The organism is Clostridium sp. 'deep sea' (genome assembly GCF_014931565.1).
Classification (GTDB): Bacteria; Bacillota; UBA994; order PWPR01; family PWPR01.
The window spans coordinates 1,730,108-1,756,503 of record NZ_CP063353.1 but is presented as its reverse complement, the minus strand read 5'-3'; the positions used below and the strand labels follow the sequence as shown (position 1 = coordinate 1,756,503).

Below are 26,396 nucleotides of genomic sequence, written 5' to 3'. Positions count from 1 at the left end.
TAATAAATAGGGGGAGTAAGGTGTTGTTTAAGGAAATTAATGAGCAAATTGCAGAACTAAAATCTGGCGAAGAGAGATACTTAAAGCTTAATAGTATTATAGAAAGTTTGCGAAACGATAAAGAGAAAGTTGTAGCTAAACAAGCACAATTAAAAGCAGAATTAGATAAAGAGAGTAATGACGTAGAAAAGTTAGAAGGATTAAGTGTAACAAATTTATTCTATAAACTTTTTGGCAGTTATGATGTAAAACTGGATCAAGAAAAACAAGAGGCATTTGCAGCACATTTAAAATATAATCAATGTTTAACAGAGTTACAGAATATTGAATCTGAGATTAAAGATAGAATGGTAGAAAAAATAAAATATAAGAATTGTAGTAACAAACTACAAGAACTTTATAATGAAAAGATAGAGTTAATAAAAGGCTTTGAGCTTAATAATACTGAAGATACTATTTTGCTTACTAATAAAATAGCAGAGTGTAAGGCTAAGCTAAAAGAAATAGACGAAGCATTAGATGCCGGTGATTTAGCTGTTAAAGGTATTGTAGGTATTATTGATAGTTTAAAAAGTGCCCAAGGCTGGGGCATTTGGGATATGGTTGGTGGTGGATTAATTACTAGCATGATTAAACACTCTCATATTAATGAGGCAAAAAAACAGTCTGAGCAAGTGCAAACCTATTTAAGGATGTTTAAAAATGAGTTGCTAGATATAAATATTGATGAAACAATAAATATTAATATTGAGGGTTTTGATGTATTTATAGATTACTTTTTTGATGGCTTAATCTCGGACTATTTTGTTCAATCGAAAATAAACTCTGCTAAGAAAAGCGTTGATAATATTTATAGTAAAGTTAGCCTTTTAGTTGATCAACTATATGCTTTAAAAGATAATGAAGAGCAAAAATTAAGTGAGTATAATACTAGGTTAGTTTCCATACTAAATAATTAACAAGTTAGAGGTGTATTGATACTCTCACAATAAATATAAAAAATTACAAATGTATATACTAAGAGACTTAACATAAAAACACTTATGTTACAGTCTCTTTATTATTTTACTTAAAATGATAACTGTACTTTTTATTTGGAATATATCTTTTGTTTAGTGAAATAATATACAAAAGATATTTAGGAGAGTATTTTATGAATGTAAAAGGCAGTAGTTTTTTTTACAAAGAAAACGTTAAACCAAAACAATATAATTACTTAACAGAGGATTTAAAAGTAGATGTAATTATAGTTGGAGGCGGCATAGGTGGCTGTTTATTAGCTTATTATATGGCAAAGGCAGGTATAAAAGTAGCTGTTTTAGAAAAATATCAAATTGCTAGTGGTAGTACTTGTATTGCAACATCACTTTTACAGTATGAGTTAGATAGCAACTTGGCAGGTATTTTAGACTATACAACTGAGGCTAATGTAATAAGGGTTTATCAACTCTGTCAGCAGGCTTTAAAAGAGATTGATGATTTTATTAATAACTATGGCAATGAATGCCACTATAAAAAAAGAGACTGTTTGCTTTATACAGCTAAAAAAGGAGAAATAGCAGAGATTAAAAAAGAATTTGAGTATAGAGTAAATAACGGTTTTGAGGTAGAGTTTTACGATAAAAAATCTAATCCTTTTAGCTTTAATTTAGAAGCTGGTATTTATAGCATTGGTGGTGGTGCAGTATTAGATCCATTTTTGTTTACTCACCAAGTAGCTAAAGAAGCCGAAAAACTAGGAGCAAAAATATATGAAAACACTGAGGTAGTTAAAATTGAATATGAAAAAGATTACGTTACAGTAATTAATAATTTTGGGACAAAGGTTAAAGGTGAAATCATTGTTGCTGCCACAGGATATAATACAGGTTTATTTACTAATAAAAAATATGGTACATTTTCAACTACTTTTAATATTGTTACAGAACCGCTACCAGAAATAAATGGTTGGAAAAATGAGTGTGTTATTAGAGATAATAAAGAAGCGTACAATTATTTAAGAACAACCCACGATAAAAGAATAATTATTGGTGGAGAGGATATTAGTTGTACTGTAGATTTATGTAATGAAAATACTGCAGAAGAAAAGTACAGTATTCTACTAGATAAGTTAAAGGCCATGTTTCCGAATATTAAAGAGCATATAAAAGTGGCCTACAAATATTGCGGTAACTTTGCTTCAACAAGAGATAATGTGGGTTTTATTGGAAAAGACCCAGATCGTGATAAGCTATGGTTTGCTTTAGGATATGGAGCTAATGGCATTGTATATGCTATGCTTGCAGGAATGTTTTTAACTGATCTTTATTTAGGAAAAGAAAATAAAGATATGCAGTTGTTTAAACTAAATCGTTTCGAGAAGTAATTAAATGATAAAACCAGCTAAAATTTATTTTGAACAGACTATTAAAGACTATGATTTAGGTAAACAGTTAATGAGTAGGTTTAAAAACTGTGAGTGGGTAGAAATTTCAAACCATAATAATATTCCAGAATTACGTAAAATGGCAAATAGTGATTTTACCTATTTAAAAAAACTAATAATTATTGGTACTCGTAAAACGCATAGATATGTACCTAATCAAAAGGTATCAAACTATTTAGTTCCTTGGACATCATCGGGTTGTAGTGCAGCTTGTTTGTATTGTTATTTAGTTTGTAATTATAATAAATGTTCTTACTTAAGACTGTTTGTAAATAGAGAAAAAATGATGAAAAAGCTTATTGTACAAGCCCAAAAACAACCCAATGCTGTGTTCGAAATTGGCAGTAATAGTGATTTAATTTTAGAGAATGAAATTACCAATAACTTAATCTATACCATTAATGAGTTTTGTGCTAATGAAAAAGCTAAAATAACTTTTCCTACTAAATTTAGTATGGTAGATAGTATTTTACCGCTTAATCATAACGGAAAAGTTATAGTAAGAATGAGTGTTAATCCAGCATTAATAATAAATAGAATTGAGTTAGGAACATCGTCACTAAATACTAGAGTTGAGGCGATTAATAAACTTGCTGAGGCAGGTTACCAAGTAGGAATACTGATAGCTCCAATTATACTAATAAAGGATTGGCAAAAAGAATATGTAGAGTTATTTACGTTTTTAGCAGATAACTTATCTACTAAAGTTAAAAAACAGTTATTTTTTGAAATGATATTTATGACCTATAGTTATGTGCAGAATGCTATAAACACAGAGGCTTTTCCTAACGCTTATAGTTTCTTTAATAAAAATATTATGACAGGCAGAGGTAGAGGTAAATATTGTTATAGGCCTAAAATTAAAGAAGAAAGCACCCAATTTTTAATTAAGCAGCTAAATAGTAGGTTTACTAATAGTAAAATTATATATATAGCCTAAAGGTAATTTTAAATTAAGCTAAAAATTTATAAAAATTATATTTAATAAAATCTTATAATTGCCGATAATACTAGTAGAAGCATACGTAGTGCTACAATATGTACAAAATTTACTAAAAATATTACGTCTATATAAATATTAGGTCGCAAAAATATTTGTCATTAGCAAAACATTTCTCTATTAATTCATTGTTATTTCAATTTATATAAAGACATAGTATATTTAATTCTCCTACATAAAAGCCATAATAAAAATTAGAGAATAAGTTAATAAAAATTATTAAAATTAATTGGTGAATTTTGTTGTGGATTTTTAATGGAAAAATAAGAGTTGTTGAATAATGATATAATTTTAAAGAAATAATTACTACATAAATTAATAATTACTAAAATTAAATACAGATATTTAAGGAGGGGTATTTGTTATAAAAGTATTTTAGGAAGTGTGTGTTTATTTGATATTTTTTACATTTAGGAGAGGGCTAATTTTGTCATGGTAACAACATTATATAAAGGAGAGCAATTATGTATATTATTAATAAACAAAAATACGGAGTAAAAATGGCTTTTAGTGGCTTTATTCAAGAGAGTGAAATGAATAAATGGCTTGGAGAAGTAAAATCACTAGTTCCTAGTTTAGGTAAAGGCTTTAATGTTTTTATTGATATTAGAGAAATGAAAACACTGCCATCTGAGTCACAGGCACCTATGATTGAAGGTCATAAATTATTGTTAGAAAATGGACTAGACAAATCAGTAGTTATTTTAGAAGGTATTGTTACAGCAATGCAGTTTAAACGTTTAATGAAAAAAGCAGGTAAAGACAAGCAAAAAAGATATATCGATGCTGCCTCTAGTGCTACTTGGGAGACAACTGGCGTTAAGTGGTTAGTTGATGGCAAAGATCCAGATCGCAACACATATTTATAATATTGTGTTACATATAGATAATAAATAACACCCCTTTGGCTATTAAGGGGTGTATATTTTTTTATAACAATTTGTTTAAATCAGCAATAAACTGTTTTACAATACTTTCGGGAGTAGCCCAAGAAGTTACCAATCTAACTACTGAACTGTCTTCATTATGTTTTTCTATTACATAAAAATCATATTTTTTAAGAAGTTCCTTAACTAAACTATTGGGTAAGATTGCAAAAATAATATTACATGATGGTTTAGTTTTAAAAGTTATTCCACATTCACTTAATTCTTCACTTAAGATAGTTGCCATTTTGTTAGCATGTTTTGCCAAGTCAAAGAATAAATTATTTTTAAACAGTTCATAAAATTGAAGACCTAATAATCTACCTTTTGCTAACAAAGCACCTTTTTGTTTTAAACTATAGCGAAAATATTCTTGTAAGCATTGATTGTTAATAACAATGGCTTCACCAAGTAGTGCTCCGTTTTTTGTTCCTCCTATATAAAATACATCAGTTAATTTAGCACAGTCTGCTAACGTTAAGTCGCTGTAAGAAGAACTAAGGGCTGAGCCCAATCTTGCGCCATCCATAAATAAATACAGACCTAACTCATCACATACTTTTCGTAAATCACTTAGTTCCTGTTTTGTAAAAACAGCACCCATATCTGTAGCATTTGAGATATATACCATTTTTATTTTTACCATGTGTTCATCTGCATGAAAATTAACAGCTTTTCTAACCATATTAGCCGTAATTTTGCCATCTTTACAATCAACAGCATATACTTTATGTCCGGTTGCCTCTATAGCACCAGTTTCATGCACATATATATGACCGTTATCAGCCGATAACACAGCTTCATAAGGCCTTAAAATAGAGGATATAACTACTAAATTAGCTTGGGTACCTCCAGATGTAAAGTGAATTTGAGAATTTTTATTCTCTAAGTGTTTTGCAATAAGGTTTTTGGCACTTTTACAGTAATCATCTTCTCCATAACCGTGTTGCTGAACTAAATTTGTTTCAGTTAAAGCTTTAATAATATTTTGGTGTGCACCTTCACTATAGTCATTTTTAAAGCTATATAATTTTTTACTCATCCTTATTCTCCTATAGTAATTTTTAATGCTATTATACCAATAATATTATACAAATATAGTGGTGGATATCAATATTAATAATATTTAGTGATGGATTTAATTTCTATTTTTTTGTAGGGAATATTATAGCGTATAAAATTTATTATGTAGAGATGAATAATACTGATTAGTTATTTTAGTGGGAGGGGTTGGTTTGGCTATAAGTTTATGTTTGTAAACTATAGTGGTAGTTCTATAATAAACAATACATAAACCAGTAGCCAAACCAATGAATAATAACCAACTACCTAACTCATTAGCACCAGGATTTATCAGTACAATTTTCATCTAATTCATCTAAACATATTTTAGCCGTTGGTAGATTAAGCTGAAATCGCATAGATAAAATTCTTAGTGAAACTGTTGCTATAAAACAAAGGTACATAGCAAGCATTGTTGGTAATAAACTATGTGAAAAAAACATTATTGTAGCACCCGTGATGGATGCTAAGGCGTATATTTCTTTTTTTAAGATAAGGGGTATATTTCTAATAAAAACATCTCTAATAACGCCACCGCCAACTCCAGAAACAGTGCCCATAAATACTACGCTAAAAATATTGTTTATATCATGGGATATTGCTATCTCTGTTCCTAAAGCAGTAAAAGCTCCTAGACCTATAGCATCAAGGATTAATATTAGGTTTATGCCAAATTTATTTGTTTTGATCGAAAGAGTTTTTAAGATAATTGGGTATATAACAAAAGTTATAAGTGCTGTAATTAAACTTATTACAACATATTTTGGGTTTGTAAAAATAGTTGGAGGAAGTTTACCTATAAAGATATCACGCATTAATCCTCCAAAAGAAGCAGTAGTAATAGATAGTGTAATAACACCAAATAAATCAAGCTGTTTTCTCATGCCAGCCAAAGCTCCAGATATTGCAAATGCGACAGTGCCTATAATATCAAATACATTAAACCAAAACATAATAACTACTCCTTTCAGTTATAATACGCCTTTTATTCGCATGTACTAAAAAGAACAGGGAATAAAAAGCCTTTAATTGCTTTTTATTCCCTGTCCTTTTATCTGAAAGTTTCCTTATTAATCATAAGTTTCTTCGTCGATGCTCAATTAAATGAGTCTCTCCAGGGTAGTGTCAGATTATTGTTATTGACCTGAAAGTTTCAGAATAAGTTCAAGCAAAAATATTCCTTGCTTCTACGGTTATCTAAAAAGATATCTCCAATAATCATCTTCCACTTAAATTATTTTTGTTCATTCTATATATAATATTAATAAATGTCAAGTATGTTTTTATTTTTTTTGTAAAAAGATAAAATAATATGGTTGCTTAGCCATTAGTGATATAATATAAATGCTTAATTTTACTAGTTAAAAAAAAGGTCTAGCAGCCGATATTATTAATATAGATAATCGTTATCATTAAAAGTCTGAAAGTAAAAGAGGTGTTGAGAATTGAAGTATTTATTAACATCATTATTAATATTAATGATAATTGTCAGTGGTATTTTATATACCTCTGAACAAAATGCAATTAAAGAAATACCTCTTAGTTCCATAGTACACAAACCAGTAGATGATTATACCTATAATGTAATAAAAGAAATAACCTCAGCTTCATATATGGGTAGGTTACCTGGCACAGCCGGTAATTTAAAAACAGTTAAGTTTTTAGTAGAGCAGTTTAAGTCGTTAGGACTAACACCTCCTACTAAATATCCAGATTACTTACAAAGCTTTCAACAGGATTTAATGGTGGTAAATTCACCTGCTGTATTGATAACAAGCAGAAAAACAGGTGAGGTAACAGGTGAATATAATAATTTATCTGATTATAATGGGTTAGCATTATGGCCTCATACCATGATAAAGGGTGAAGTTAAGGCAGAGTTAGTAAATGTTACGAGCATGGAGCAATTAAGTAGAGCTAACAAAAAAATTAAAAATAAAGTTTTGTTAATTGACAAACGTTTAGCTTACGCTTTACAGTATGATGCTCGTCAGGCTGAGGGCATTGTTAACAAGGTTAAATCACTAAGCGGATACATAAAGGCCGCTATAATTAATTTTGATAATAAAAGAGATGGCTATTTTCATGTGAGTAAACAAATGAGGCGCTTAAATAGAGGTGGTAAAAAGCTGAATAATAAAAATGGACCTATTTTAATGTATTGCTCAAATGATGCCTACCCATACTTACAGGAGGCTGCTGAGAGAGGAGATTCTGCATATTTAAAGGTAGATTTCTCTTTAGAGAAATGTAAGAGCTCTAATGTTATTGGTATAATAGAGGGTACAAATCAAAAGAGTAAGAAACACCTAATAGTTGGGGCACATTTGGATCATATTGGAGACAATAAAGATGAAACATATAATCCTGGAGCGTTAGATAATGCCTCAGGAATTGCAGGTATTTTAGAAATTGCCAGAACCTTATTAGCAAAAGATGAAAGACCGGAGTATGATATTATTTTTATTGCCTTTAATGGTGAAGAAGAGTATTTTGCTGGTTCTAATCACTATGTGTCTAACCCATTAGTGTCATTGGATTATACAACAATGTTAAATTTTGATATGATTGGGGCAAAAGGAGCAGAGTATTTAGAGATATGTTATGCGGGTACAAACTCAATTAAGCTCAGTGAACAAATAGTAAATTATACAAAGAATATAGGTATTGCCTCAAGATCTAGTTATATATTGAGCAGTGACCATGTAACCTTTACGGTATGTGGAGTTCCTTCGGTAATGTTTAAACAATTACAAGAGATTCAAAGGCACCATACTATGCAAGACTCGTATGAGCTAACAATTGATATTAATAAACACCAAGAGGCTGTTAATGCAGCAGTTAAATTTATAACAGAAGAGTATTATAAGTAGGGGTATAGGGCAAGGTTAAATTTAATAGAGGTTCTTAAGGGGCTGTCGCATTAATTCTACAAAGTGAAGATCTAAATAAAAGTAAACTTAAAGATAACAATGTTAAATCAAATGCTAGATAATAAAATAATTCACGGATAATAAAAGGGGCAAGGAAATAATTTTTTTCAATTTCCACGCCCCTATGCTTTTATATGATGTAGTCTGATTTAGTAATAAATGCATGTTACTTAAGTGTCCACAGAATCACACAGTGAGGATTACATGGATACGGACAAATCTTTTTGATGTTGAAATTACAACAAAAATGAGGTACTATTGTGGTTTGAAAAATGAAGCTTATTATTAATCTTTTGAACATGGATTGACTTTAGATTAAGGTGCTGAGGCACGGAATTGACGGTAAGCAATAACCCCTTCTTTTCTCTTTGTGTACTTTGTGGTTTTAAATCAATATTTTGCTTTATCCTTGATTATGATTTTTAAAACTGTTTTTTAGACTTATTCATTTGCAAATAAAAGCAGTTAAAATTAGTAATTTAATTTACCAGCCTTACTAAAATTTTAAGTTGTATTTTTACTTTTTTTAAATCTATGTCTATAAATTATTATATTTTTATAGAAAATATAGGAATAATTGTTGTAAATATACTATCACTTTTGTATTTTTTAATTTCTTCTAATGGGACAGCCCCCTCTTTTTGTTAATGTTAGCTTATGATCTATTTTCTAAAAACGAAATATACTTGGTATTTAGTCTTTTGATATTGTAAAAATTGAGAATTATATTTGCCATTTCTGCTGGTTTTGCGGGGTTATCATCCTCTATCCATTTCTTTAAAACAAACCATAAACCGCCTGCTGAAAAGTGGTTCATATATCTTTCATGTTTACTGCGTATTCTAAAAATAAGTTTCTCAAATTTTGCATCTCCAGCCATGTTTTTAATATAATCTAAATGCATATCTAATAATAAAATATAAATATCATTATCTATTAATTTTTTTATAAAGTTTCTATTTTGATCCCAGTATTCAAAATAAAGGAGCAGTAAATCATAAAAAGAAATAGATTCTTTTTCGGAAATCATGTTATAAAAAAAGATATAAAAATTATCTACATAGTGTTTTACTATAGCATCTTTGGTTTTAAAATTTCGGTATACAGTTTGCCTAACTAAACCAGCCCTATCTGCTATTTCTTTTATTGAAATATCTTTGTAAGGCTTTTCTTCCATTAACTCAATCAAGGAGTCAACAATCCACTTTTTTGAGCGAATAGTAATAGGATTAACTTTTTTATCTGTATGATTCATTTGTAACAATACTCCTTATATGTGTAACTTGTTCAGTTTAATTGACTGTTGTCTCTTTTTATAATTATAATGGTAATATGTAAATGTAACAAGTGTCTAACTTGTTACTAGTATAACATTTTTACTGTAAATTGAGAAAAAATCAGTTGAAGAGTAAAAGGGGTGAGAAATTTGAGTAAAATTGCAATTGTTACAGATAGCACAGCTGTTATCGAAAAGAATTTATTGAATAAGCATAACAACTTATATACGATACCTTTACAAATAATAATAGGTAATAATACTTATAATGATGGAATTGACTTAACTCAGGAAGAGTTTTTTAGCTTAATGCATGAAACCGAACAATTACCAACTACCTCACAGCCATTAGTGGGTGAACTGACTAAACTTTTTGAAGATATTTTAATTGACTATGATCATATTATTTATATTACTATAAGCTCGGGAATAAGTGGCACTTATCAAACTGGAGAGCTAGTTAGATCAATGGTAGCTAAAGATAAAATAACGATTTTTGATACTTTAAGTACATCAGTAGTACAAAGACAAATGGTTATTGAAGCCCTTTGTTTAGCTAAAAAAGCTAAAGATGTTAAGGACATTATTAAACACTTAGAGTTCATAAGAGATAATTCTGAAATACTTTTAGTAGTAGGGGATTTAAAACATTTACATAGGACTGGTAGAATAAGTTTAGCGGCTGCTTCGATAGGTACTGTGTTAAAAATTAAACCTTTACTTCATTTTATAGATGGTAAAATTGTAGTTAAACAAAAAGTAAGAACAATAAAAAAATCACATGCAAAAATAATAGAGATATTAAAAAGTGAGCAATTGTGTGAAAACTCTGTAATTATGTTAGCTCATGCAAGTGCCGAAGATTATGTAAAAAAACTACAAGATGAAATAAAATTAATTTACCCAACACACGAGATAATTGTTAGTGAATTATCTCCAGTAATAAGTGTGCATACAGGACCACGTACTGTAGGTTTAGCTTGGGTAAAAAAAAATAGCATATAGGTGTAAATGGGGCTGCTTCAAAAGTTGAAGCAAAAGCCCCTTTTTACTTTCGATTAATAGATTAATTAGTTTTGATAAAAATCAGCTTTGTTAAACGTTTAAATCTTGTATTAATTGGGAACATATTCTAATATTAGAGGTCTAAGATGTTAGGAATACAAGGAGTGGTAGTTTTGAAAAAATTAATAAGTGTTGTTCTATTAATTGGTGTAGTTATGTGTTTGGTATTATGTAAACAACTAACAAATAAACCACGTACACATCCTGATGCAGATAATTTTCCTACATTATTATCTGACAAAAAAACCGAATATACAGTTATAAATATTACAGATTTAGAACGTGATCAAGATAAGTATTGGGTTGAAAGCAATAAAAAAGAACATGGATATAAAATACTAGCAATATATAACGAAAAATCATACAGATACTTGTTAATATCAGCTGGTGAAATGAAGACTGGTGGTTATAGCTTAGAGGTAACAGAGGTAATTGAAGGTGTAGATAAAGTAACATTTAAGGTTAAACTTAATAAACCTAAAAAAGATAGCATGGTTACTATGGCGTTAACATATCCTTATTTATTGCTTAAAGTTAGTGCGAGTGAAAAAACAATAGACGTAGATTTTATAGACTATAAAGGCAGCAACGGAGAGCTTATTAAGGTAGAAAATCACCTTAAAGTTGAGGAGCTAAATGGCATTTACAGTAAAAGGCTTGATGAAAAATATATTAGTGTAAAAACAACAGAAGAGAGTTATATGTTTAAATATAGTACAGAACAAGAAAGTAATACTCTTAAATTGCAAAAAAATATGGCTTTGGATATAAGTTATTTCAAGAACTCAAATGGCGAATTAGAGGTTTGCTCTTTAGAGCAAGCCTCGTTGCCAGCAGTGCCAGAGGATTGGCAAGGTTTAATTGGTTTAGGAAAGTTTAAAGAGGTTACAGAGGGTGATATTTGTATTATTTCAATAGAAGATAAAGATGAATTTTTTTGGACTACAGTTGAAAGCATAAAGGAATGTAAAGAGTCTTTTAAAGATAATGAAATTGTTGTATTTAACTATTATGTTGATGAGTATGGACGACGAATAATAGTATCATTTGAAAAATAAAACTGTTTTTACCCTAAACAATTAACATATTAGGCCTTTATTTAGAATTACCAATACATAGGTAGTTCTATTTTTTTTATATCATCCTAAACAAATATATGTTTGTATATTAAATTATAGTTATTGTTATTGTGTAAGATATGTTTTTTGTGTACCATTAGAATAGCAAGAAGAATTGAGGTATAAAATGAATGAATTAAAATTATATCAATTTGCCAAGAAGTTTAATAATTTAAGGCCATGGAAGTGGTTATTTTCTACAGATATATTTGCCTTAAAGATGCCTAAATATCAAGATATTTATTTTTGCAGTGTATTAGGTAATAAAGAAAAAGAATTAGGTTTAACAATATACAAAGGCATACCTGGTTTAGTTAATTTAATAGATACCTTTGTTAAGGGTTATGAAAATTACAATGAGTTTTTATTGTGTCAGCAAGGTTTTGCTGTTTATTTTAATGATAAATCAGATCTGCCAAAAGAAGATTACGACTATGCTTTTACCAGTGGAGAATGTTTTGAAGATGAAAAACTATGGCCTGCCTTTAGGGTTTATAAGCCAGGTTTTTACCCAGTAAGACCAAATGATAATGACTTAAGTTTAATAGCAGATATATTAAGTTATGCTACAGATTTTATAGTGGATTTAAAACAGTATAATGTTAGCGATGAAAGCTTTTTTGAGCAGAATATCTGTTATTTAAGAGAGATTAACAAAGACAATAGTTATGTAGATAAAAGCATGGTTATAGAAGACATGTTAAAGGATTATCAAAGGATTTTAAAAGTACCTGTTGCTTATGATGAGCTTAGTTTAGCACGGTTAAAAAGAAACACTAAAAAGCTTAATCAGGTATGGGAAATTAGCTATTTCTATTATCCATACCCAGTTGAGCAAGATGGTCTTATATTTTATCCCATTAACTTGTTAATGGTAGATACAGAGAGTCAAAGAGTTGTAGCTCAACATATGTGTAGTCCTCTAAAATTTGCAGAAAGCTTTCAGAAATTTATTTTATCTCACTTTAATCAAAACATAGCAATGCCTACTGAAATGGTAACTGATAATGAAGACCTCTTTTGTTATATAGAAAGTATGTATAAAGGTTTGGCTATAAAGCTTACTTTAGTAGACAAGCTTTTCTTAATCCCTCACATAAAAAAACAGTTTACAGAAATGCTGGAGAAGCAGAATAATAACTAGTCTACTAACTAAAATAGTAGAGGTTTATATTAAGTCTTAGAGATTAAGTTCAATATTATTAAAGGTTTAGTTTTAAAGATAATTATGACCTAAGATAATTTGTTAAAATTACTTTTTTAAAAAATAGCTATAGACAAAAGAATATTTTAATAAAATATTACATTTTATAAAAAAAATATTTATGTTAAAATCATAATATATTTCTATAAAATTTCGCTGTTTTGAGTTTATATTTGGTATTATGGAACATAGCATAGTTAAGATAGTCTTATACACATTATACAAAGATAAAAAGGGAGAATGAGATGAAGGGGTTTAAAATACTTGTAAGTTTTTTAATGTTTGCCTTATTATTAACAACAGTACAAGCCGGACATGCAATATCTACTAACATATACATTAATGGAAATCAATTAGTAACAGATGTTTCTCCAACAATTATTAATCAAACAACTATGGTGCCTATGAGAGCTATTTTTGAGGCGTTAGGTGCAACAGTACATTGGGATGAGCAAACAAAAACAGTATCCGGTTATAAAGATTCTACACGAGTATCTTTAACTCTTAATAATAAAAATGCACTGTTAAATGGAAGTTCAATAGTGCTTAACGTTGCTCCAACAATTATAGGTAATAGAACCATGGTACCAGCAAGGTTTGTGGCAGAGAGTTTACACGCGACTGTAGACTGGAATAACAGTACAAAAACAGTTAGTATTACAGTTAATAATAAGTCTCAAAATGAGGAAATGAGAGGCTTATGGGTTGCTTCTGTAATAAACTTAGATTATCCAAGTGTGCCTTCTGTAAATGACACAAAGCTAAAGGTTGAGGCAAACGCTATCCTAGACAAAGCTGAGCAATTAGGTTTAAACTCAATTTTTTTACAGGTTAGACCAACTGCTGATGCTTTATATAAATCAGAATATTTTCCTTGGTCTAAGTATTTAACAGGTAAACAAGGAACCGCGCCAAACTATGATTTTGATCCGTTAACTTACTGGGTTAAAGAGGCTCACGACCGTGGTATAGAGCTTCATGCTTGGATTAATCCATATAGAATTACTAAGAAAAAAGCTGGAGAGCCAGCCTTAGATTATGCCAGTTTAGACCCAAGTCATCCTGCTATTAAAAACCCCGATTGGGTAGTAGAGCATACAGATGGAAATTTGTACTTTAACCCCGGTTTACCAGAGGTAAGACAATTAATTATAGATAGTAGCATGGAGTTAATAGAGAAATATGATATTGATGGCATACACTTAGATGATTACTTTTATCCGAGTAAAAATTTTAATGATGGCAAAACATATGCTGAGTATGGCACAAAATTCAATAATATCGATGACTGGCGAAGAGATAATGTGAATAAGCTTATTAAAGACTTAGGGATTGCTATAAAAGCAAAATCAAGCAAAGTTAGTTACGGTATAAGTCCATTTGGTATTTGGTGTAATAAAAGCTCTTCGAAAATGGGCAGTGATACTAGAGGTATGCAGTCTTATGTTGATCAGTATGCAGATTCTAGAAAATGGGTTAAAGAAGAATATATAGACTATATTGTGCCTCAAATTTATTGGCATATAGGATTTGATATAGCAGATTATAGTAAGCTTTTAGCTTGGTGGACAGATGTTGTAAAAGATAGCAATGTTGATTTGTATATTGGACAAGCCGCTTATCGCGCTGGCAGTAGCAACCCGGATAGTGCTTGGTATGGTTCAGCTGAATTAGTGAGACAGTTAGATTTAAACAGCACGTATTCAGAAGTAAAGGGCAGTATATTCTTTAACTACACTGCACTTAAGAATAAATCTGTGATTGCAGATATGCTGGAAGAGAGATATGTTAAATAAATAAAACGAAACATCCAGTAGTAGTTTAAATAAATAGTTTTTAAGATTAAATCGCTCTATGAGCGATTTTTTTATCCATAAAAATTACCTATGGCTTTAATTAAATAACGTAAAGTAAGTTAAAAAAGCTTTAATCTAAAAAAACTATGATTAATTTAAAAATAAAATAAATACATTTAAAAAACTACTAAAAGTATTTTAAGAAATTGTTGAGAAAAGATATGTTATTATGTTAGTGAGACTGGTAGTAGGTTTGTTATTGAATTGGAGGTGATAAAAAATGGGACAAATTCAACGCAGAATAGATTTCATTAATAGCCCTGTTTATAGCAACTTAGCAACAAAATTTAGACTAATTAATGACTTAGTTGAAGAATACTCATTTAGGTATAATGACCCATGGTATGGCTTAAAAATAATTAATCCTAATCCTAGTGAGTCAATTAATAAAATCAGTAAAGCTATGAATATTTATGAGTACATTGGTGATGATCCAAAAATATACGAAATACTATCAGATGCCTTAGCTATGATAGTACAGTATAAAAGAAAATGTGATAGTATAGGTATTAAGTATAACGACAAACTCATTAACTCAATTACCGACTACATAAAATCTTATACAGATTTAGTTATTGAATTTGAAACAAAAAATAACAATAACGAAGAAAATGAAGAACAAGTAATCTTAGATAGCAAATTACAATCAGAGCTTGAGTCGGAGTTTAGGGTAATAAGGATTTCAAAGGAATTACGAGAGCTGAAGTTGTTACTAAATGAAGGTTTAATAAATGCTAGCGAATTTAATCAACTTAAAAAGATTATTTTAAAAATAAATAAATAAACAATGGATGAAAGTATATACAATATATAATTTTTGTTATTTTAATAAAGCTAAATAAGCATGTATTGGGGGGCAAATTGTCCTCTTATTTTATTTTAAAATTATAGTAAGTTAGCTCATTGAAATGTTTTTACTAGTAAGCTATAATGACTTTGAAATAATAAGTTTGAGATAGGTGGGATAAAATGAGTTTTACTACTAGCAGTAGAGCTCCAAATGGTGAATTAGGTATTATAGCCCTTGAAAGTTGTAGAGATTTAGGTGAAAAAATAGATATTTTTTTACAGTGTAAGTCTCAAAATATTAATAAGTCTAATCTACTTAAAACCCAAGAAATAAGATTCTCTAATGGAGAAGGTAAGGTAGTTATTGAGGAAACAGTACGAGGAAAAGATATCTTTATTCTTTGTGATGTAGGTAATTATAGCACTACTTACAAACTATTTAACTTTACTAACCATAAAGGGCCAGATGAACATTTTCAAGACATTAAACGAACTGTTTCTGCACTTTGTGGTAGAGCTAGAAGAGTGACAGTTGTTATGCCTATGTTATATGCTTCACGACAACACCGTCGAAAAATGAGAGAATCTTTAGACTGTGCTATTGCTTTACAAGAGCTTGAAAAACTAGGGGTTAATAATATAATAACCTTTGATGTACATGACCCCAATGTGCAAAATGCCATACCACTTGTTTCATTTCAAAACCTTTACCCTACCTATGACATTGTAAAAACTTTTATTGAAAAAGAAACAGAGTTAAATATTAATAATGATAATATGATTGTTATAAGTCCCGATACCGGTGCTATGGATAGGTCAATTTATTATGCTAGTGTATTGGGCTTAGATATAGGTTTGTTTTATAAACGTAGAGATTATAGCCAAGTAGTTAACGGAAAAAATCCTATAGTGCAGCACGAATACATGGGCAGAGATGTAGAGGGTTTAGATGTATTTGTAACAGATGATATGATTTCATCTGGAGAATCACTAATAGATATTATTTTAGAATTAAAACGGCGTAAAGCAAAAAAAATATATATCGCAACAACCTTTGCTTTATTTACTGAAGGTAAAAAAAGGTATGATAAGTTGTATGAGCAAGGATTAGTGGAGCGTGTTTACTCTACTAACCTAACCCATATTTCACAAGAATTAAAAGACTGTGAGTGGTTTGTAGAGGTAGACATGGCAGAGTTTTTAGCCAATATAATTTTTAATATTAATAACGATCAATCTATAGCACCTTTACTTGATGCTACTGAAAATATTAAGAAGCTGATAGTTAGTAAAGGGTAGTGATTTAAAAAATAGGTCATGGTGGAGATTATACAGATAAGGAATATATCATAGAGTTCTTTAAACAGAATAGAGAGTCTACTAAACCTGTATATCCTACATCAAAATATAGTAACTTAGTGGTTAATATTATTGAGTGAAAAAGTAAATTTTGCAGGGCTCAAGGCATAAACATAGTTGAGTAGTTTTACTGGAATGAAAAACAAATTTAAAAAGCAAAAAGAGAGGCGGTGACTCTCTTTTTGCTTTTAATGAATATATGAGTGCATAACCTATATAAAGAAAAATCTTACTTAATAAATACTTTTTCTAAACGCTTTTTATTCTCGGGATTATGTTCAAAAGCTTTATGTAATTTATCACAGGCAAAACTTTTACACTGCCCACAATTTGTTAAGGACTTAGCTATTCCACATAATCTAATTTCACATTCTTCACAAAACTTAAAAATTGCTTTGTTATTGTCTGAGCAACCATAACAGTTTATATCAGCACTAGTTAAAGGGTACTGAGGACTAGAAAAATTTTTAGCAACCTGTTCTTTATAATCACAGTCATCAGCAAGCGTTGCTTTGAATATTTCACATTCATTACACAACAAGCCACAGTAAGCTAAGTTTTTCATAATACCTCCTAAAGATATAGTTTTGTATGTAAAATTATTCTATAATTTTAATTAATGATATTAAATACATATATTAAGTGTAAAAAAATTATAGCACATATGTTTGCCTATTTCAATAATATAGTTTAAAATAAAAAAAATACGTTAGTTAGAGGAGACACTATGAAACACACATTAGTAACAATTGCTAAGCAGCTAAACGAACAAAGTATTAGCTGGGGAATAGGTGGTTCTTTAATGTTAAAGTACCATGGTTTAGTTACTAAAGCTAACGACATAGATTTAATTGTAGCTGAAAGTGATTATAGCAAAGTAGAAGAAATACTAAATACAATGGGTCAAAAACAAGTTGTTGCCCAATCAAAAACGTATGGTACAAAATTTTTTAGTAAATTTAGTGTTAATGATATAGAAGTAGATATAATGGGCAAGTTTATTATTCATCATGAGCAAGGTAGTTATGAGTATATTTTTGATAAAGAGTCAATAACAGCTACCGAAATTGTAAATGGTGTTAAATTAAATTATACTAGTTTAGAAGATTGGTATTTTTTATATTTGCTAATGCAAAGAGAGATAAAAGCCGATATATTAGAAGAACATTTAAAACATCAACTAGTGAATCCAATTTTGATTAAAAGATGTTTAAATCAAAGTTTACCAGATAGTTTAAAAGTTAGAGTTTCTTCTATTCTTAAATATTAGTATTTGTATACTATAATAAAAGTAAAGGGTGGTAACTATGCAATATAGAATTATGCCCAAAACAAAAGATAAACTATCTGTACTAGGGTATGGTTGTATGAGATTTAAGACCAATAGTTTTGGTAAAATAGCTAAAGAAAATGCTATTAAGCAGGTTCGTATGGCAATAGATAATGGAGTTAATTATTTGGATACCGCATATCCTTATCATAGAGGTGAGTCGGAGAGTTTTTTAGGGGAATATATCTTAAAAGACGGTTATCGAGAGAAAGTTAAAGTTGCTACAAAATTACCCACCTATTTAGTTAATAAATCTCAGGACATGGATAAATATCTTAATAAACAGTTAAGTAAGTTAAAGATTAATAACATAGATTATTATCTACTACACTCCCTAGATGGACCTACATGGCGAAAAATGCTTCGCTTTGGGGTACTCGATTTTATGAATAGAATAAAAAAAGAAGGCAAAATTACCTATATGGGTTTTTCATATCATGGTACTAAAGAAGATTTTTATGAAATAATAGATGGTTATGATTGGGATTTTTGTCAAATACAGTATAATTATTTGGATGAATATTTTCAAGCTGGTATTGATGGATTAAATTATGCTTACAGTAAGAATATAGGTGTAATAGTAATGGAACCATTACGTGGTGGTCAGTTAGTTGGAGCTATACCTAAAGCAGTTCAAGCAATATGGGATAAAGCCTCTATTAAAAGAAGCCCAGCTGAGTGGGCATTTAGGTTTATTTACAATCACCCTGCCGTTATTGTGGTTTTATCTGGCATGAGTGAAGATGCCCATATTATTGAAAACATAAAAATAGCAAACGAGGCAAAAGCAAATAGCTTGAGTAAAAAAGAGTTAGCTATAATAAACGAGGTAAAAGAGACCTATCAGCGTTTACTAAAAATAGGTTGTACAGGCTGTAGGTATTGTATTCCCTGTCCTGCTGGTATCGATATACCGTATGCTTTTCAAACTTATAATAATCATCATATGTTTGGGGGCAGACTCTCTCGTAGATTAATGTATGCAAGAATTGTTGGCATGACAAGCAAAAAACCTAAATGGACTACTATGTGTATAGACTGTGGAAAATGTGAAAAAGCATGTCCTCAAAACCTTAAAATAAGAGAGTATTTTAAAAATGTTCAAAAAGATATTGAAACGCCTGTAATAAGAGCAGTTGCAAAAGTGGGTAAACTGTTTATTAAATAAGGAGGGTAACATGAACGCAATTTTTAATCGTAGCAGTATCCGAAAATATCAAAACAAAGTGGTGGAGCAGGAAAAAATAGAGAAAATATTACGTGCAGCTATGCAAGCTCCTTCTGCAGGTAATCAACAGCCTTGGCAATTTATAGTGGTGCAGGACAAAGCAGAATTGAGAAAGTTAGCAGAAGCAAGCCCCAATGGAGCAATGACAGCTGATGCACCTTTAGCCATAGTAGTATTAGGAAATACTACTTTTATGAAATATCCGTGTTTCTGGGAGCAAGATTTAGGTGCTTGCACCCAAAATATTTTAGTAGAGGCCTGTGATTTGGGTTTAGGATCAGTGTGGATTGGCATAGCTCCAATTGATGAAAGAATGTTAGCAATTAAAGAGCAATTTAATTTAACAGATGAAAAATTGCCTTATTCTTTAATAGCAATTGGATATCCAGCAGAAGAGAAAGAGTTTACGGATAGATATGAGGAGGAACGTGTTACTTATTATTAATGAACTAAAAGGGGCTGTTAGAAACTAATTTTTATTAGTTAACTAGCTGCTCCTTTTTTGTTAGGTAAAACATTAATTTTTTTGGTTTAACTTGTTAACAAGCTCATCTGCTGGCCAATAAAGTGTAGTAAAACAAGTGTTTAATTAGTAATAAAAATGCTTACAAAATCATACAGAGGAATTTGTTAAAGATACTAGATTTAACTCCATATCAAACCACTGAGCCCCACCATGTACAGATTGTGATACACCACAATTGTTAAATCCAAATTTAGTATAATAGTGAACTAAATGCTTCTTACAGGTTAGTAGTACTTTTTTTCGGTTGTCTTCTTTAGCAATTTTAATATAGTGTTTAATAAGCTGGGCAGCGTAGCCGTTTCGCTGGTATTGTGGTAATACATCTAGACCAAAAATTGCAATGTTTTCACCGTTATCACAGTGTAAACTCATATCACTAAAAAACTCATCTTCTATAGTGGTTTTATTACTGGCTGCTCCATTTATAAAACCTATAATTTCATTATTAAGCTCTGCTAGCCAAAAACCACGGGGGAAAGTACTAATACGCTGTTTAAAAGAATCTTTACTGGCCTTTTCTGTGGCTGGAAAACAAATAGCTTCTATTTTTGTTACGGTATCTAAGTCTGCCATAGTGACTTGTCTAATTCTAATTTTATTCATTATAACTTCTCCCTCTCACATATATTATGTTAACTATTTAACTATATAATTAAAAAATTAGCAATTGCCTAGTGTAGCAATTGCCAATAAATATTTGATTTAAATTCAATTATAAAGATTCTTTATCAAGCATTTTAGTACCAAAAGAAAAGAATACTAAAGCAAACAGTAGTAATATTAAAATATTTTGAGTAGAATTTATAACTGTTGCTGTAGCAACTAACGTTTTATTAACATAGAATTGAGGTGAAAAGTAAGCTATAAACTTAAATGTTTTACCCATAAGTTTAGTAGGAATTATGCCGCCAGATAAAAAAGTAGTAAAGAGTGCCAGTATAGGTATTATTACTTGATAATGATCTTTTTGTTTAATTATGCTTGTGAGTGCTATACATAAACCAATAATTGCAACTAAAAAAGCAACAAGTATTGTAAATAAAGTGGTTATGCTAATAGTTAAGCTAGCTGCTAAAAATAATTTCAATGTTAGTATAAATATTGAAACTTGAGTTGTTCCTAAAGCAAAAAAAGCAAGCAGGTAACCAAAAGCAATACTCTTACCACTAGTAGCAAAACAAAATAGTCTCATATAGGTTTTGTTCCTTTTATCATCATAAATAACTGCTGCACTAGCTCCCATAAACATAATCATAAATAGTAGAAAAATGGATACTGAAGTTAAATCAAAATCTTTATCACTTTTAGATACAGAGTATATACTATTGTTGTTAAGATAATGTTGTAGTTGTTTTTCTAAATTGGTAACATGTGAGCCACTGTTTTTTGCTACAATTTCATAACTAGGTTGATCTAATAACGGCTTAATTACAACACTAACACTATTACTGTTTAGTTTATCTATGACCTCATTTGTTTGTAAACTAATTACATTATACTCTGGCAATTTGCTTATTTTTGCTACTAAGTCTTTGTTATTTTCTGTTACTACTATACCTATATTAAGTGGTTCATTTGGTTTTGCTGTTAGAGCTCCTAGTAAAGAAGAAATTAATGGAAAAACTATTAAAAATATTACTATAGTAGCTTGTTTGCAGATTCTAACAATAACATTTTTGGCAATCATTAAACTACTCATAACTATTCTCCTTACTAAATAGAACTATTGATAAGATTGTAAAACCTAAACCCAAACACAAAATAACTAAAATATCTTTATAGAGATTACTAAAGTTATTGCTGATGTATAATTTATTAAAGGCTGAAGTTATCCATTTATTTAAGGTGAAAAAATCACTGTTTTTAAATGGTAATTTACCAGAGGTCATATCACCATTTAAGAACGACATCAATATTACAACCCCACTCATAATTCCACTAGCTATATTACCATTTTTGAATAGTAATGATAAAAATAGACCAAAGCTAGAGCATAAAATAATACATAATAAGCTAGTAATTACTAAGCCAAAATAATTGATTGACCAAACTACTTTAAATATGACACTTATTAATATCATTACTAGACTCATAACAACCGTTAGCTCAATTATTACACTAAGAAAATGAGCTATTAAAATTTTTGATTTTGTTATAGGGTAAGTAAAAATTCTCATTAATGTTTTATTTGTCTTCACCTGAATTAAAGAGCCTGATGCCACAACACTACTAATTAAAAAAAATTGAGCTAATACAACAATCGCAAGTTTACTAAAAGCATAATGGTTATCTGTGACATTTAAAATAGTAATTTTAATTGCTGAATTTGCTACATGAGTTGAGTCATTAACAAACATTTCATTAAACATAAAGAGCATAGCAAGAGGAAATAAAACTAAGATAGCCCAAAAAATTGGACTTTTAAACTGTTCTTTGAGGTTTCTGATTACAATCGTTTTTATTTCGTTCATGGCGTTACCTAGTCTCTTAAGCTTTTGCCTGTTAAAGATAAATATACATCTTCAAGGCTAGGTTTTTCTATTTCAATTTTTTGGATTTGCATATTGTGTTTAGCCAAAATAGTTAGTGCTTCTAGGGTTGTATTTTTGCTTATAGTAGTATTTATTTCAAGCCTATAGTTATTATAATAAGCATCATTTACACCATATAATTGCTTAATTTCATTTAAGGCTGTGTAGTTTAAATCTAGTATGTCTATAATAATTTTTTCTTGTTCTTTTAGCTGAGATTTTAGTTCATTAGTAGTGCCTACTGCAATTAGCTTACCATTATCAATTATACCTACTCGATCACATATACGCTCAACCTCACTCATGTAATGGCTAGTATATATTACTGTCATATCTTTATTATTAAGCTGTTTAATAGAATCTAAAATATGGGTACGAGACTGGGGGTCAATGCCAACAGTTGGTTCATCCATAATAATTATTTGAGGTTCATGTACTATGGCACATGCAATGTTTAGCCTACGTTTCATGCCACCCGAAAAAGTACTTACCTTTTTAGTTTTAGTATCCTCTAGTCCACAAAAGCTAAGGGCTTTATCGGTTTTATCTCTTAACTGCTTACCTCGTAAACCTGCTAATTTTGCAAAAAACAGTACGTTATCTATTGCACTCATGCTTTCATATAGAGCAAGTTCTTGAGGTACTAAAGCTAAGTATTCACGTGCCTTTAAACCCTGTTTATTAATGTTTAAACCGTTAACTAATATTTCTCCACTACTAGCTTTTAACAGACCTATAATCATTTTATTTATGGTACTTTTGCCCGCACCATTAGGGCCCAATAGAGCAAAAATTTCACCCTTATTTATTTTTAAACTTAGGTTATCTACAGCAATGGTGTTACCGTATCTTTTAATAACATTTTTTAGCTCAATCATAGTCAATACCCCCTTGGTAATTCTATTGTATGATATAGAGAACCACTAAACAATTGACTTTAATCACTAGCTGTAATGACAAATGTCATGAACAGAGTTGAAGGTTGGAAAGTACAAACAACGGAGTTTGTTTTTTTAAACAGATTTACACAAAAGAGGTATAAAGAGTATTATAATTGAAGTGAAAATTTACATAAAAGTTGCTATTAAGAAATGTACTAATAGAGAATTATCCCAATTTTTTTCCTGCATGTTTATCAATCTAAAGTTATCACTTGTTATTGCTTTGTTTATATAAGCCTTTTGTGTGCCAAAAAATTGCTATTTGAGTGCGGTCTCTCAAATTTAACTGAGCTAAAATATCGCTTATTTTGTTTCTGATAGTGCCTTCACTTAAATGAATAGCTTTAGATATCTCCTTATTGTTATAACCCTTAGCGATTAGCTCAATTATTATAATATGATTATCTCCTAAAGAATATTTACTATAGTCTATTTTAGGATTTTTGCTTAGCATAGAACTCATTTTATTGACAATCGGAGAGTTTATTACCATATCTCCCTCATACGTTAATTTTAAGGTTTCTACTATTTTAGTGGGCTTAGCTGTTTTAAGAATATATGCTGAAGCACCATTTCTAATAGCTTCAGCTATATATTCATCATCATCAAAGGTAGTTAAAATTACAATTTTTAGATTAGGAAAACTATCTTTAATCTTCTTTGTAGCGATAACTCCATCGCATATAGGCATTCTAATATCCATTAAAATAATATCAACTTGATTATTCATGCAAAATTTATAAGCATCATCACCATTATTGGCAGTGCCAACAATATTAATATTTTGACAGTTTAAAATTTGTTTTAGGCTTTGGCATAACATATGATCATCGTCTACAATAAGTACTTTCATATTAGTTCTCCTTAAAAGGTATTATAAATTTAAGTAAAAAACCCTGTTCATTAATTATAGTCATTGATCCATTTAATAAAGTTGTTCTATTTTGCATAGCCCGTAATCCATAACCTACTTTATAAGTTTTACTATTATTGCCATTGTCTACAAAAGTTAATACTATGTTATTGGCTTTATACATTATGGTAATAGCTATTTCATCACCATTACTATGTTTTGCAGCATTAGTTAGAGACTCACGGATATTATTAAATAATACTGTTTCAATTTCGGGTGATAGTTTTACTACATGCCCTTTCATACTGAAACTGATTTTAAAAGGTTTATCTTTTTTAAACTCTTCAAGTAGCTCTACTATAGTATTATTAAAATTTGAGTAGCTTTTTACCTCTACATTTTTTACCTTATTTCTTAATAAAACAAGATTATTTCTAAGTGTTTCGGTAATAGCCGTTAATTGAATTAAACCCTTTTCCTTATTGTTTTTTAGCTCAATTTCACATGCTTGTAACCTAAATAATAAAGATGTAAGCTGGTGACCTACTGAGTCGTGAATATCTTCTGCTATTCTATTACGTTCTTTAATAGTACTGAGCTCACTTACTTGGGCACTATAACGTTCTATTTGAGCTTTAGCTCTTTCTAATTCATAGCTGTATTTTCTAATATCGTCGTATAAATAATTTAATTTTATGTTATTACTATGCTGTTTACTAATAATTAATTGGGTAATCAAAAAAGTATAAAAGAAAAGTAGGCTTACAAGAGTTGTAGCATTGTAGTTTAAAATGTTAAGGGTGGTATAACAAAAAGCTAATAATAAAGTTAGGGCATAGTTATAGTTTTTATAAGTAAAAACATCAACTGAACTTATTAATAACAGTAAGCTATTGTTTATACTAAAGTTATAAACTAAAAATGCAACTATTGCTAAATCTATTAAGATAGTTATAATAAATGAGGAGTCATTCTTTAATCTTAGGCGTATTTGATGGTTTAAGATAAAGGCTAAAACTAAAACTACAAAAATTACATGGTTAAAAGATGTAGTTGTTATTTGCTGTATTATAATAACAGCTGCTAAAATAAGAATTTTAATGTAGTTCAAAAATTTGTTCATAGTTATTACCCACTTTTGTATGCTTTATTTTAGTATAGATTAGGTAAATATAACTTTCAAGAATAAGGAGTATTTAAAATGGTTATTGTTAGTGCTTGTTTAGTGGGAATTAAGTGTAGATATAATGGAAAATGTACGAATATAGAATATTTGCAGAATCTAATAACAACAGGTGAGGCTTTGCCTTTATGCCCAGAAGTTTTAGGGGGTTTACCCATACCAAGACCCTGTTGTGAGATTGTGAATCATGCAAATGAAAAAAAAGTTATAAATACTAAAAATGAGGATATAACAAGTTTCTTTAAAGAAGGGGCTACTAAAACTTTGCAAATTGCACAAATTGTAAATGCTAAAATTGCAGTATTACAGTCCAGAAGTCCATCATGTGGTTATTTAAAAATTTATGATGGAAGCTTTAGTGGTAATTTTGTAAAAGGCAATGGTTTTACAAGCCAAATGTTATTAGAAAATGATATAAAGATATTTACTGAACAACAACTTAATGAATTTAAGGAATATTATAACAAAAAATAGTTGACAAACAACTGCTGGCTAATTATAATACAATACAATATTATAAATGCAATGAAGAGAAGAGTAGTTAAGAATAAGCTTATACAGAGAGCCTTGTTAGCTGAAAAGAGGTTAAGATTTATCTTAATGAAAAAAGACTCGGAGCTTCGTAGAGGAACTAACATTAGTTAGGGATAATACGGCGGTTGCTTCCGTTAAAAGAGCTAGAGTATAAGCATGTTTTGCCGTACTTGATAAGGTTGTTATAGCAATATAACAATAAACTGAGGTGGTACCACGAAGTAATAACTCTCGTCCTCAAGACAACAGTCTTGGAG

Annotated in this window: 25 protein-coding genes, 1 riboswitch and 1 other annotated feature; of the genes, 15 read left to right on the top strand and 10 right to left on the bottom strand. The window is 29.7% G+C overall.

The features are described from left to right. Window positions 1-20 precede the first annotated feature (20 nt). The 4 genes from IMX26_RS08245 to IMX26_RS08230 all read left to right on the top strand — a co-directional run bounded on the left by IMX26_RS08245 (window position 21) and on the right by IMX26_RS08230 (window position 4,294). A complete protein-coding gene (locus IMX26_RS08245; RefSeq protein ID WP_195161193.1) occupies window positions 21-959 on the top strand; it encodes a hypothetical protein in 939 nt (312 codons plus the stop codon). A 194-nt stretch (window positions 960-1,153) separates the two neighbouring features. Further along, window positions 1,154-2,365, top strand: coding sequence for an FAD-dependent oxidoreductase (locus IMX26_RS08240; RefSeq protein ID WP_195161192.1), 1,212 nt, complete (start codon window positions 1,154-1,156; stop codon window positions 2,363-2,365). 4 nt (window positions 2,366-2,369) lie between these two features. Beyond that, on the top strand, window positions 2,370-3,365 hold the full coding sequence (locus IMX26_RS08235; protein ID WP_243259329.1) for a radical SAM protein: 996 nt from the start codon (window positions 2,370-2,372) through the stop codon (window positions 3,363-3,365). Between the two features lie 524 nt (window positions 3,366-3,889). Continuing rightward, window positions 3,890-4,294 carry a hypothetical protein gene (locus IMX26_RS08230; RefSeq protein ID WP_195161191.1) on the top strand — a complete coding sequence of 135 codons (405 nt, stop codon included), beginning with the start codon at window positions 3,890-3,892 and terminating at the stop codon, window positions 4,292-4,294. A gap of 61 nt (window positions 4,295-4,355) precedes the next feature. On the opposite strand, the gene IMX26_RS08225 is transcribed toward IMX26_RS08230, so the two are convergent. Both IMX26_RS08225 and IMX26_RS08220 read right to left on the bottom strand, forming a co-directional pair. Further along, window positions 4,356-5,393: an aminotransferase class I/II-fold pyridoxal phosphate-dependent enzyme gene (locus tag IMX26_RS08225; RefSeq protein WP_195161190.1), complete on the bottom strand. Its 1,038-nt coding sequence runs from the start codon at window positions 5,391-5,393 to the stop codon at window positions 4,356-4,358. 295 nt (window positions 5,394-5,688) lie between these two features. Beyond that, complete coding sequence (locus IMX26_RS08220; RefSeq protein ID WP_195161189.1) at window positions 5,689-6,366, bottom strand: trimeric intracellular cation channel family protein; 678 nt, start codon at window positions 6,364-6,366, stop codon at window positions 5,689-5,691. Window positions 6,367-6,446: 80 nt separating this feature from the next. Further along, a riboswitch (glycine riboswitch) is annotated at window positions 6,447-6,541 on the bottom strand. A 317-nt stretch (window positions 6,542-6,858) separates the two neighbouring features. On the opposite strand from IMX26_RS08220, the gene IMX26_RS08215 reads away from it, so the two are divergent. Then, entirely contained in the window at window positions 6,859-8,286 is a 1,428-nt protein-coding gene (locus tag IMX26_RS08215) for a M28 family metallopeptidase (RefSeq protein WP_195161188.1), read from the top strand. 715 nt (window positions 8,287-9,001) lie between these two features. On the opposite strand, the gene IMX26_RS08210 is transcribed toward IMX26_RS08215, so the two are convergent. After that, window positions 9,002-9,601: a TetR/AcrR family transcriptional regulator gene (locus IMX26_RS08210; protein WP_195161187.1), complete on the bottom strand. Its 600-nt coding sequence runs from the start codon at window positions 9,599-9,601 to the stop codon at window positions 9,002-9,004. A 171-nt stretch (window positions 9,602-9,772) separates the two neighbouring features. Here IMX26_RS08210 and IMX26_RS08205 point away from each other — a divergent pair, with 171 nt between their 5' ends. The 6 genes from IMX26_RS08205 (at window position 9,773) to IMX26_RS08180 (ending at window position 16,953) form a co-directional block, all read left to right on the top strand. Continuing rightward, window positions 9,773-10,627, top strand: coding sequence for a DegV family protein (locus tag IMX26_RS08205; protein WP_195161186.1), 855 nt, complete (start codon window positions 9,773-9,775; stop codon window positions 10,625-10,627). 173 nt (window positions 10,628-10,800) lie between these two features. Further along, window positions 10,801-11,745: a protease complex subunit PrcB family protein gene (locus IMX26_RS08200; protein ID WP_195161185.1), complete on the top strand. Its 945-nt coding sequence runs from the start codon at window positions 10,801-10,803 to the stop codon at window positions 11,743-11,745. Between the two features lie 187 nt (window positions 11,746-11,932). Beyond that, the gene (locus tag IMX26_RS08195) at window positions 11,933-12,949 is read left to right on the top strand and encodes a hypothetical protein (protein ID WP_195161184.1); all 1,017 of its coding nucleotides are present in this window, start codon (window positions 11,933-11,935) and stop codon (window positions 12,947-12,949) included. A gap of 305 nt (window positions 12,950-13,254) precedes the next feature. Then, complete coding sequence (locus IMX26_RS08190) at window positions 13,255-14,805, top strand: family 10 glycosylhydrolase (RefSeq protein WP_195161183.1); 1,551 nt, start codon at window positions 13,255-13,257, stop codon at window positions 14,803-14,805. A 280-nt stretch (window positions 14,806-15,085) separates the two neighbouring features. Beyond that, complete coding sequence (locus IMX26_RS08185) at window positions 15,086-15,649, top strand: hypothetical protein (protein ID WP_195161182.1); 564 nt, start codon at window positions 15,086-15,088, stop codon at window positions 15,647-15,649. A gap of 185 nt (window positions 15,650-15,834) precedes the next feature. Next, window positions 15,835-16,953, top strand: coding sequence for a ribose-phosphate pyrophosphokinase (locus tag IMX26_RS08180; RefSeq protein ID WP_195161181.1), 1,119 nt, complete (start codon window positions 15,835-15,837; stop codon window positions 16,951-16,953). A gap of 289 nt (window positions 16,954-17,242) precedes the next feature. Here the strand turns inward: IMX26_RS08180 and IMX26_RS08175 are convergent, their stop codons facing one another. Continuing rightward, complete coding sequence (locus IMX26_RS08175; protein WP_195161180.1) at window positions 17,243-17,578, bottom strand: DUF3795 domain-containing protein; 336 nt, start codon at window positions 17,576-17,578, stop codon at window positions 17,243-17,245. 162 nt (window positions 17,579-17,740) lie between these two features. Here IMX26_RS08175 and IMX26_RS08170 point away from each other — a divergent pair, with 162 nt between their 5' ends. From IMX26_RS08170 to IMX26_RS08160, 3 genes are read left to right on the top strand one after another with little or no spacing between them, the layout of a single operon-like run. Then, window positions 17,741-18,283, top strand: a complete 543-nt coding sequence (locus tag IMX26_RS08170) for a hypothetical protein (RefSeq protein ID WP_195161179.1) — start codon at window positions 17,741-17,743, stop codon at window positions 18,281-18,283. Between the two features lie 37 nt (window positions 18,284-18,320). Continuing rightward, entirely contained in the window at window positions 18,321-19,511 is a 1,191-nt protein-coding gene (locus IMX26_RS08165; protein ID WP_195161178.1) for an aldo/keto reductase, read from the top strand. Between the two features lie 10 nt (window positions 19,512-19,521). Beyond that, window positions 19,522-20,016, top strand: a complete 495-nt coding sequence (locus IMX26_RS08160; protein WP_195161177.1) for a nitroreductase family protein — start codon at window positions 19,522-19,524, stop codon at window positions 20,014-20,016. Between the two features lie 168 nt (window positions 20,017-20,184). On the opposite strand, the gene IMX26_RS08155 is transcribed toward IMX26_RS08160, so the two are convergent. The 6 genes from IMX26_RS08155 to IMX26_RS08130 all read right to left on the bottom strand — a co-directional run bounded on the left by IMX26_RS08155 (window position 20,185) and on the right by IMX26_RS08130 (window position 25,545). After that, window positions 20,185-20,700: a GNAT family N-acetyltransferase gene (locus IMX26_RS08155; RefSeq protein ID WP_195161176.1), complete on the bottom strand. Its 516-nt coding sequence runs from the start codon at window positions 20,698-20,700 to the stop codon at window positions 20,185-20,187. Window positions 20,701-20,809: 109 nt separating this feature from the next. Next, window positions 20,810-21,796: an ABC transporter permease gene (locus tag IMX26_RS08150; protein ID WP_195161175.1), complete on the bottom strand. Its 987-nt coding sequence runs from the start codon at window positions 21,794-21,796 to the stop codon at window positions 20,810-20,812. After that, complete coding sequence (locus tag IMX26_RS08145) at window positions 21,789-22,568, bottom strand: ABC transporter permease (protein WP_195161174.1); 780 nt, start codon at window positions 22,566-22,568, stop codon at window positions 21,789-21,791. Before IMX26_RS08145 ends, IMX26_RS08150 begins: the two co-directional genes overlap by 8 nt. Before the next feature lie 8 nt (window positions 22,569-22,576). After that, complete coding sequence (locus IMX26_RS08140) at window positions 22,577-23,506, bottom strand: ABC transporter ATP-binding protein (protein WP_243259328.1); 930 nt, start codon at window positions 23,504-23,506, stop codon at window positions 22,577-22,579. 271 nt (window positions 23,507-23,777) lie between these two features. Further along, window positions 23,778-24,422 carry a response regulator transcription factor gene (locus IMX26_RS08135; RefSeq protein ID WP_195161172.1) on the bottom strand — a complete coding sequence of 215 codons (645 nt, stop codon included), beginning with the start codon at window positions 24,420-24,422 and terminating at the stop codon, window positions 23,778-23,780. A 1-nt stretch (window position 24,423) separates the two neighbouring features. Beyond that, a complete protein-coding gene (locus IMX26_RS08130; RefSeq protein ID WP_195161171.1) occupies window positions 24,424-25,545 on the bottom strand; it encodes a sensor histidine kinase in 1,122 nt (373 codons plus the stop codon). 78 nt (window positions 25,546-25,623) lie between these two features. On the opposite strand from IMX26_RS08130, the gene IMX26_RS08125 reads away from it, so the two are divergent. Continuing rightward, the gene (locus IMX26_RS08125; protein WP_195161170.1) at window positions 25,624-26,079 is read left to right on the top strand and encodes a DUF523 domain-containing protein; all 456 of its coding nucleotides are present in this window, start codon (window positions 25,624-25,626) and stop codon (window positions 26,077-26,079) included. A 42-nt stretch (window positions 26,080-26,121) separates the two neighbouring features. Then, window positions 26,122-26,381, top strand: a binding site (T-box leader). Window positions 26,382-26,396 lie beyond the last annotated feature (15 nt).

What these genes read in the sequence shown, in the direction of transcription:
- IMX26_RS08240 (WP_195161192.1), top strand. Translation starts at nt 1,154, where the DNA reads ATGAATGTAAAAGGCAGTAGTTTTTTTTACAAAGAAAACGTTAAACCA.
- IMX26_RS08235 (WP_243259329.1), top strand. Translation starts at nt 2,370, where the DNA reads ATGATAAAACCAGCTAAAATTTATTTTGAACAGACTATTAAAGACTAT.
- IMX26_RS08230 (WP_195161191.1), top strand. Translation starts at nt 3,890, where the DNA reads ATGTATATTATTAATAAACAAAAATACGGAGTAAAAATGGCTTTTAGT.
- IMX26_RS08225 (WP_195161190.1), bottom strand. Translation starts at nt 5,393, where the DNA reads ATGAGTAAAAAATTATATAGCTTTAAAAATGACTATAGTGAAGGTGCA.
- IMX26_RS08220 (WP_195161189.1), bottom strand. Translation starts at nt 6,366, where the DNA reads ATGTTTTGGTTTAATGTATTTGATATTATAGGCACTGTCGCATTTGCA.
- IMX26_RS08210 (WP_195161187.1), bottom strand. Translation starts at nt 9,601, where the DNA reads ATGAATCATACAGATAAAAAAGTTAATCCTATTACTATTCGCTCAAAA.
- IMX26_RS08195 (WP_195161184.1), top strand. Translation starts at nt 11,933, where the DNA reads ATGAATGAATTAAAATTATATCAATTTGCCAAGAAGTTTAATAATTTA.
- IMX26_RS08190 (WP_195161183.1), top strand. Translation starts at nt 13,255, where the DNA reads ATGAAGGGGTTTAAAATACTTGTAAGTTTTTTAATGTTTGCCTTATTA.
- IMX26_RS08185 (WP_195161182.1), top strand. Translation starts at nt 15,086, where the DNA reads ATGGGACAAATTCAACGCAGAATAGATTTCATTAATAGCCCTGTTTAT.
- IMX26_RS08180 (WP_195161181.1), top strand. Translation starts at nt 15,835, where the DNA reads ATGAGTTTTACTACTAGCAGTAGAGCTCCAAATGGTGAATTAGGTATT.
- IMX26_RS08175 (WP_195161180.1), bottom strand. Translation starts at nt 17,578, where the DNA reads ATGAAAAACTTAGCTTACTGTGGCTTGTTGTGTAATGAATGTGAAATA.
- IMX26_RS08170 (WP_195161179.1), top strand. Translation starts at nt 17,741, where the DNA reads ATGAAACACACATTAGTAACAATTGCTAAGCAGCTAAACGAACAAAGT.
- IMX26_RS08165 (WP_195161178.1), top strand. Translation starts at nt 18,321, where the DNA reads ATGCAATATAGAATTATGCCCAAAACAAAAGATAAACTATCTGTACTA.
- IMX26_RS08160 (WP_195161177.1), top strand. Translation starts at nt 19,522, where the DNA reads ATGAACGCAATTTTTAATCGTAGCAGTATCCGAAAATATCAAAACAAA.
- IMX26_RS08155 (WP_195161176.1), bottom strand. Translation starts at nt 20,700, where the DNA reads ATGAATAAAATTAGAATTAGACAAGTCACTATGGCAGACTTAGATACC.
- IMX26_RS08150 (WP_195161175.1), bottom strand. Translation starts at nt 21,796, where the DNA reads ATGAGTAGTTTAATGATTGCCAAAAATGTTATTGTTAGAATCTGCAAA.
- IMX26_RS08145 (WP_195161174.1), bottom strand. Translation starts at nt 22,568, where the DNA reads ATGAACGAAATAAAAACGATTGTAATCAGAAACCTCAAAGAACAGTTT.
- IMX26_RS08140 (WP_243259328.1), bottom strand. Translation starts at nt 23,506, where the DNA reads ATGATTGAGCTAAAAAATGTTATTAAAAGATACGGTAACACCATTGCT.
- IMX26_RS08135 (WP_195161172.1), bottom strand. Translation starts at nt 24,422, where the DNA reads ATGAAAGTACTTATTGTAGACGATGATCATATGTTATGCCAAAGCCTA.
- IMX26_RS08130 (WP_195161171.1), bottom strand. Translation starts at nt 25,545, where the DNA reads ATGAACAAATTTTTGAACTACATTAAAATTCTTATTTTAGCAGCTGTT.
- IMX26_RS08125 (WP_195161170.1), top strand. Translation starts at nt 25,624, where the DNA reads ATGGTTATTGTTAGTGCTTGTTTAGTGGGAATTAAGTGTAGATATAAT.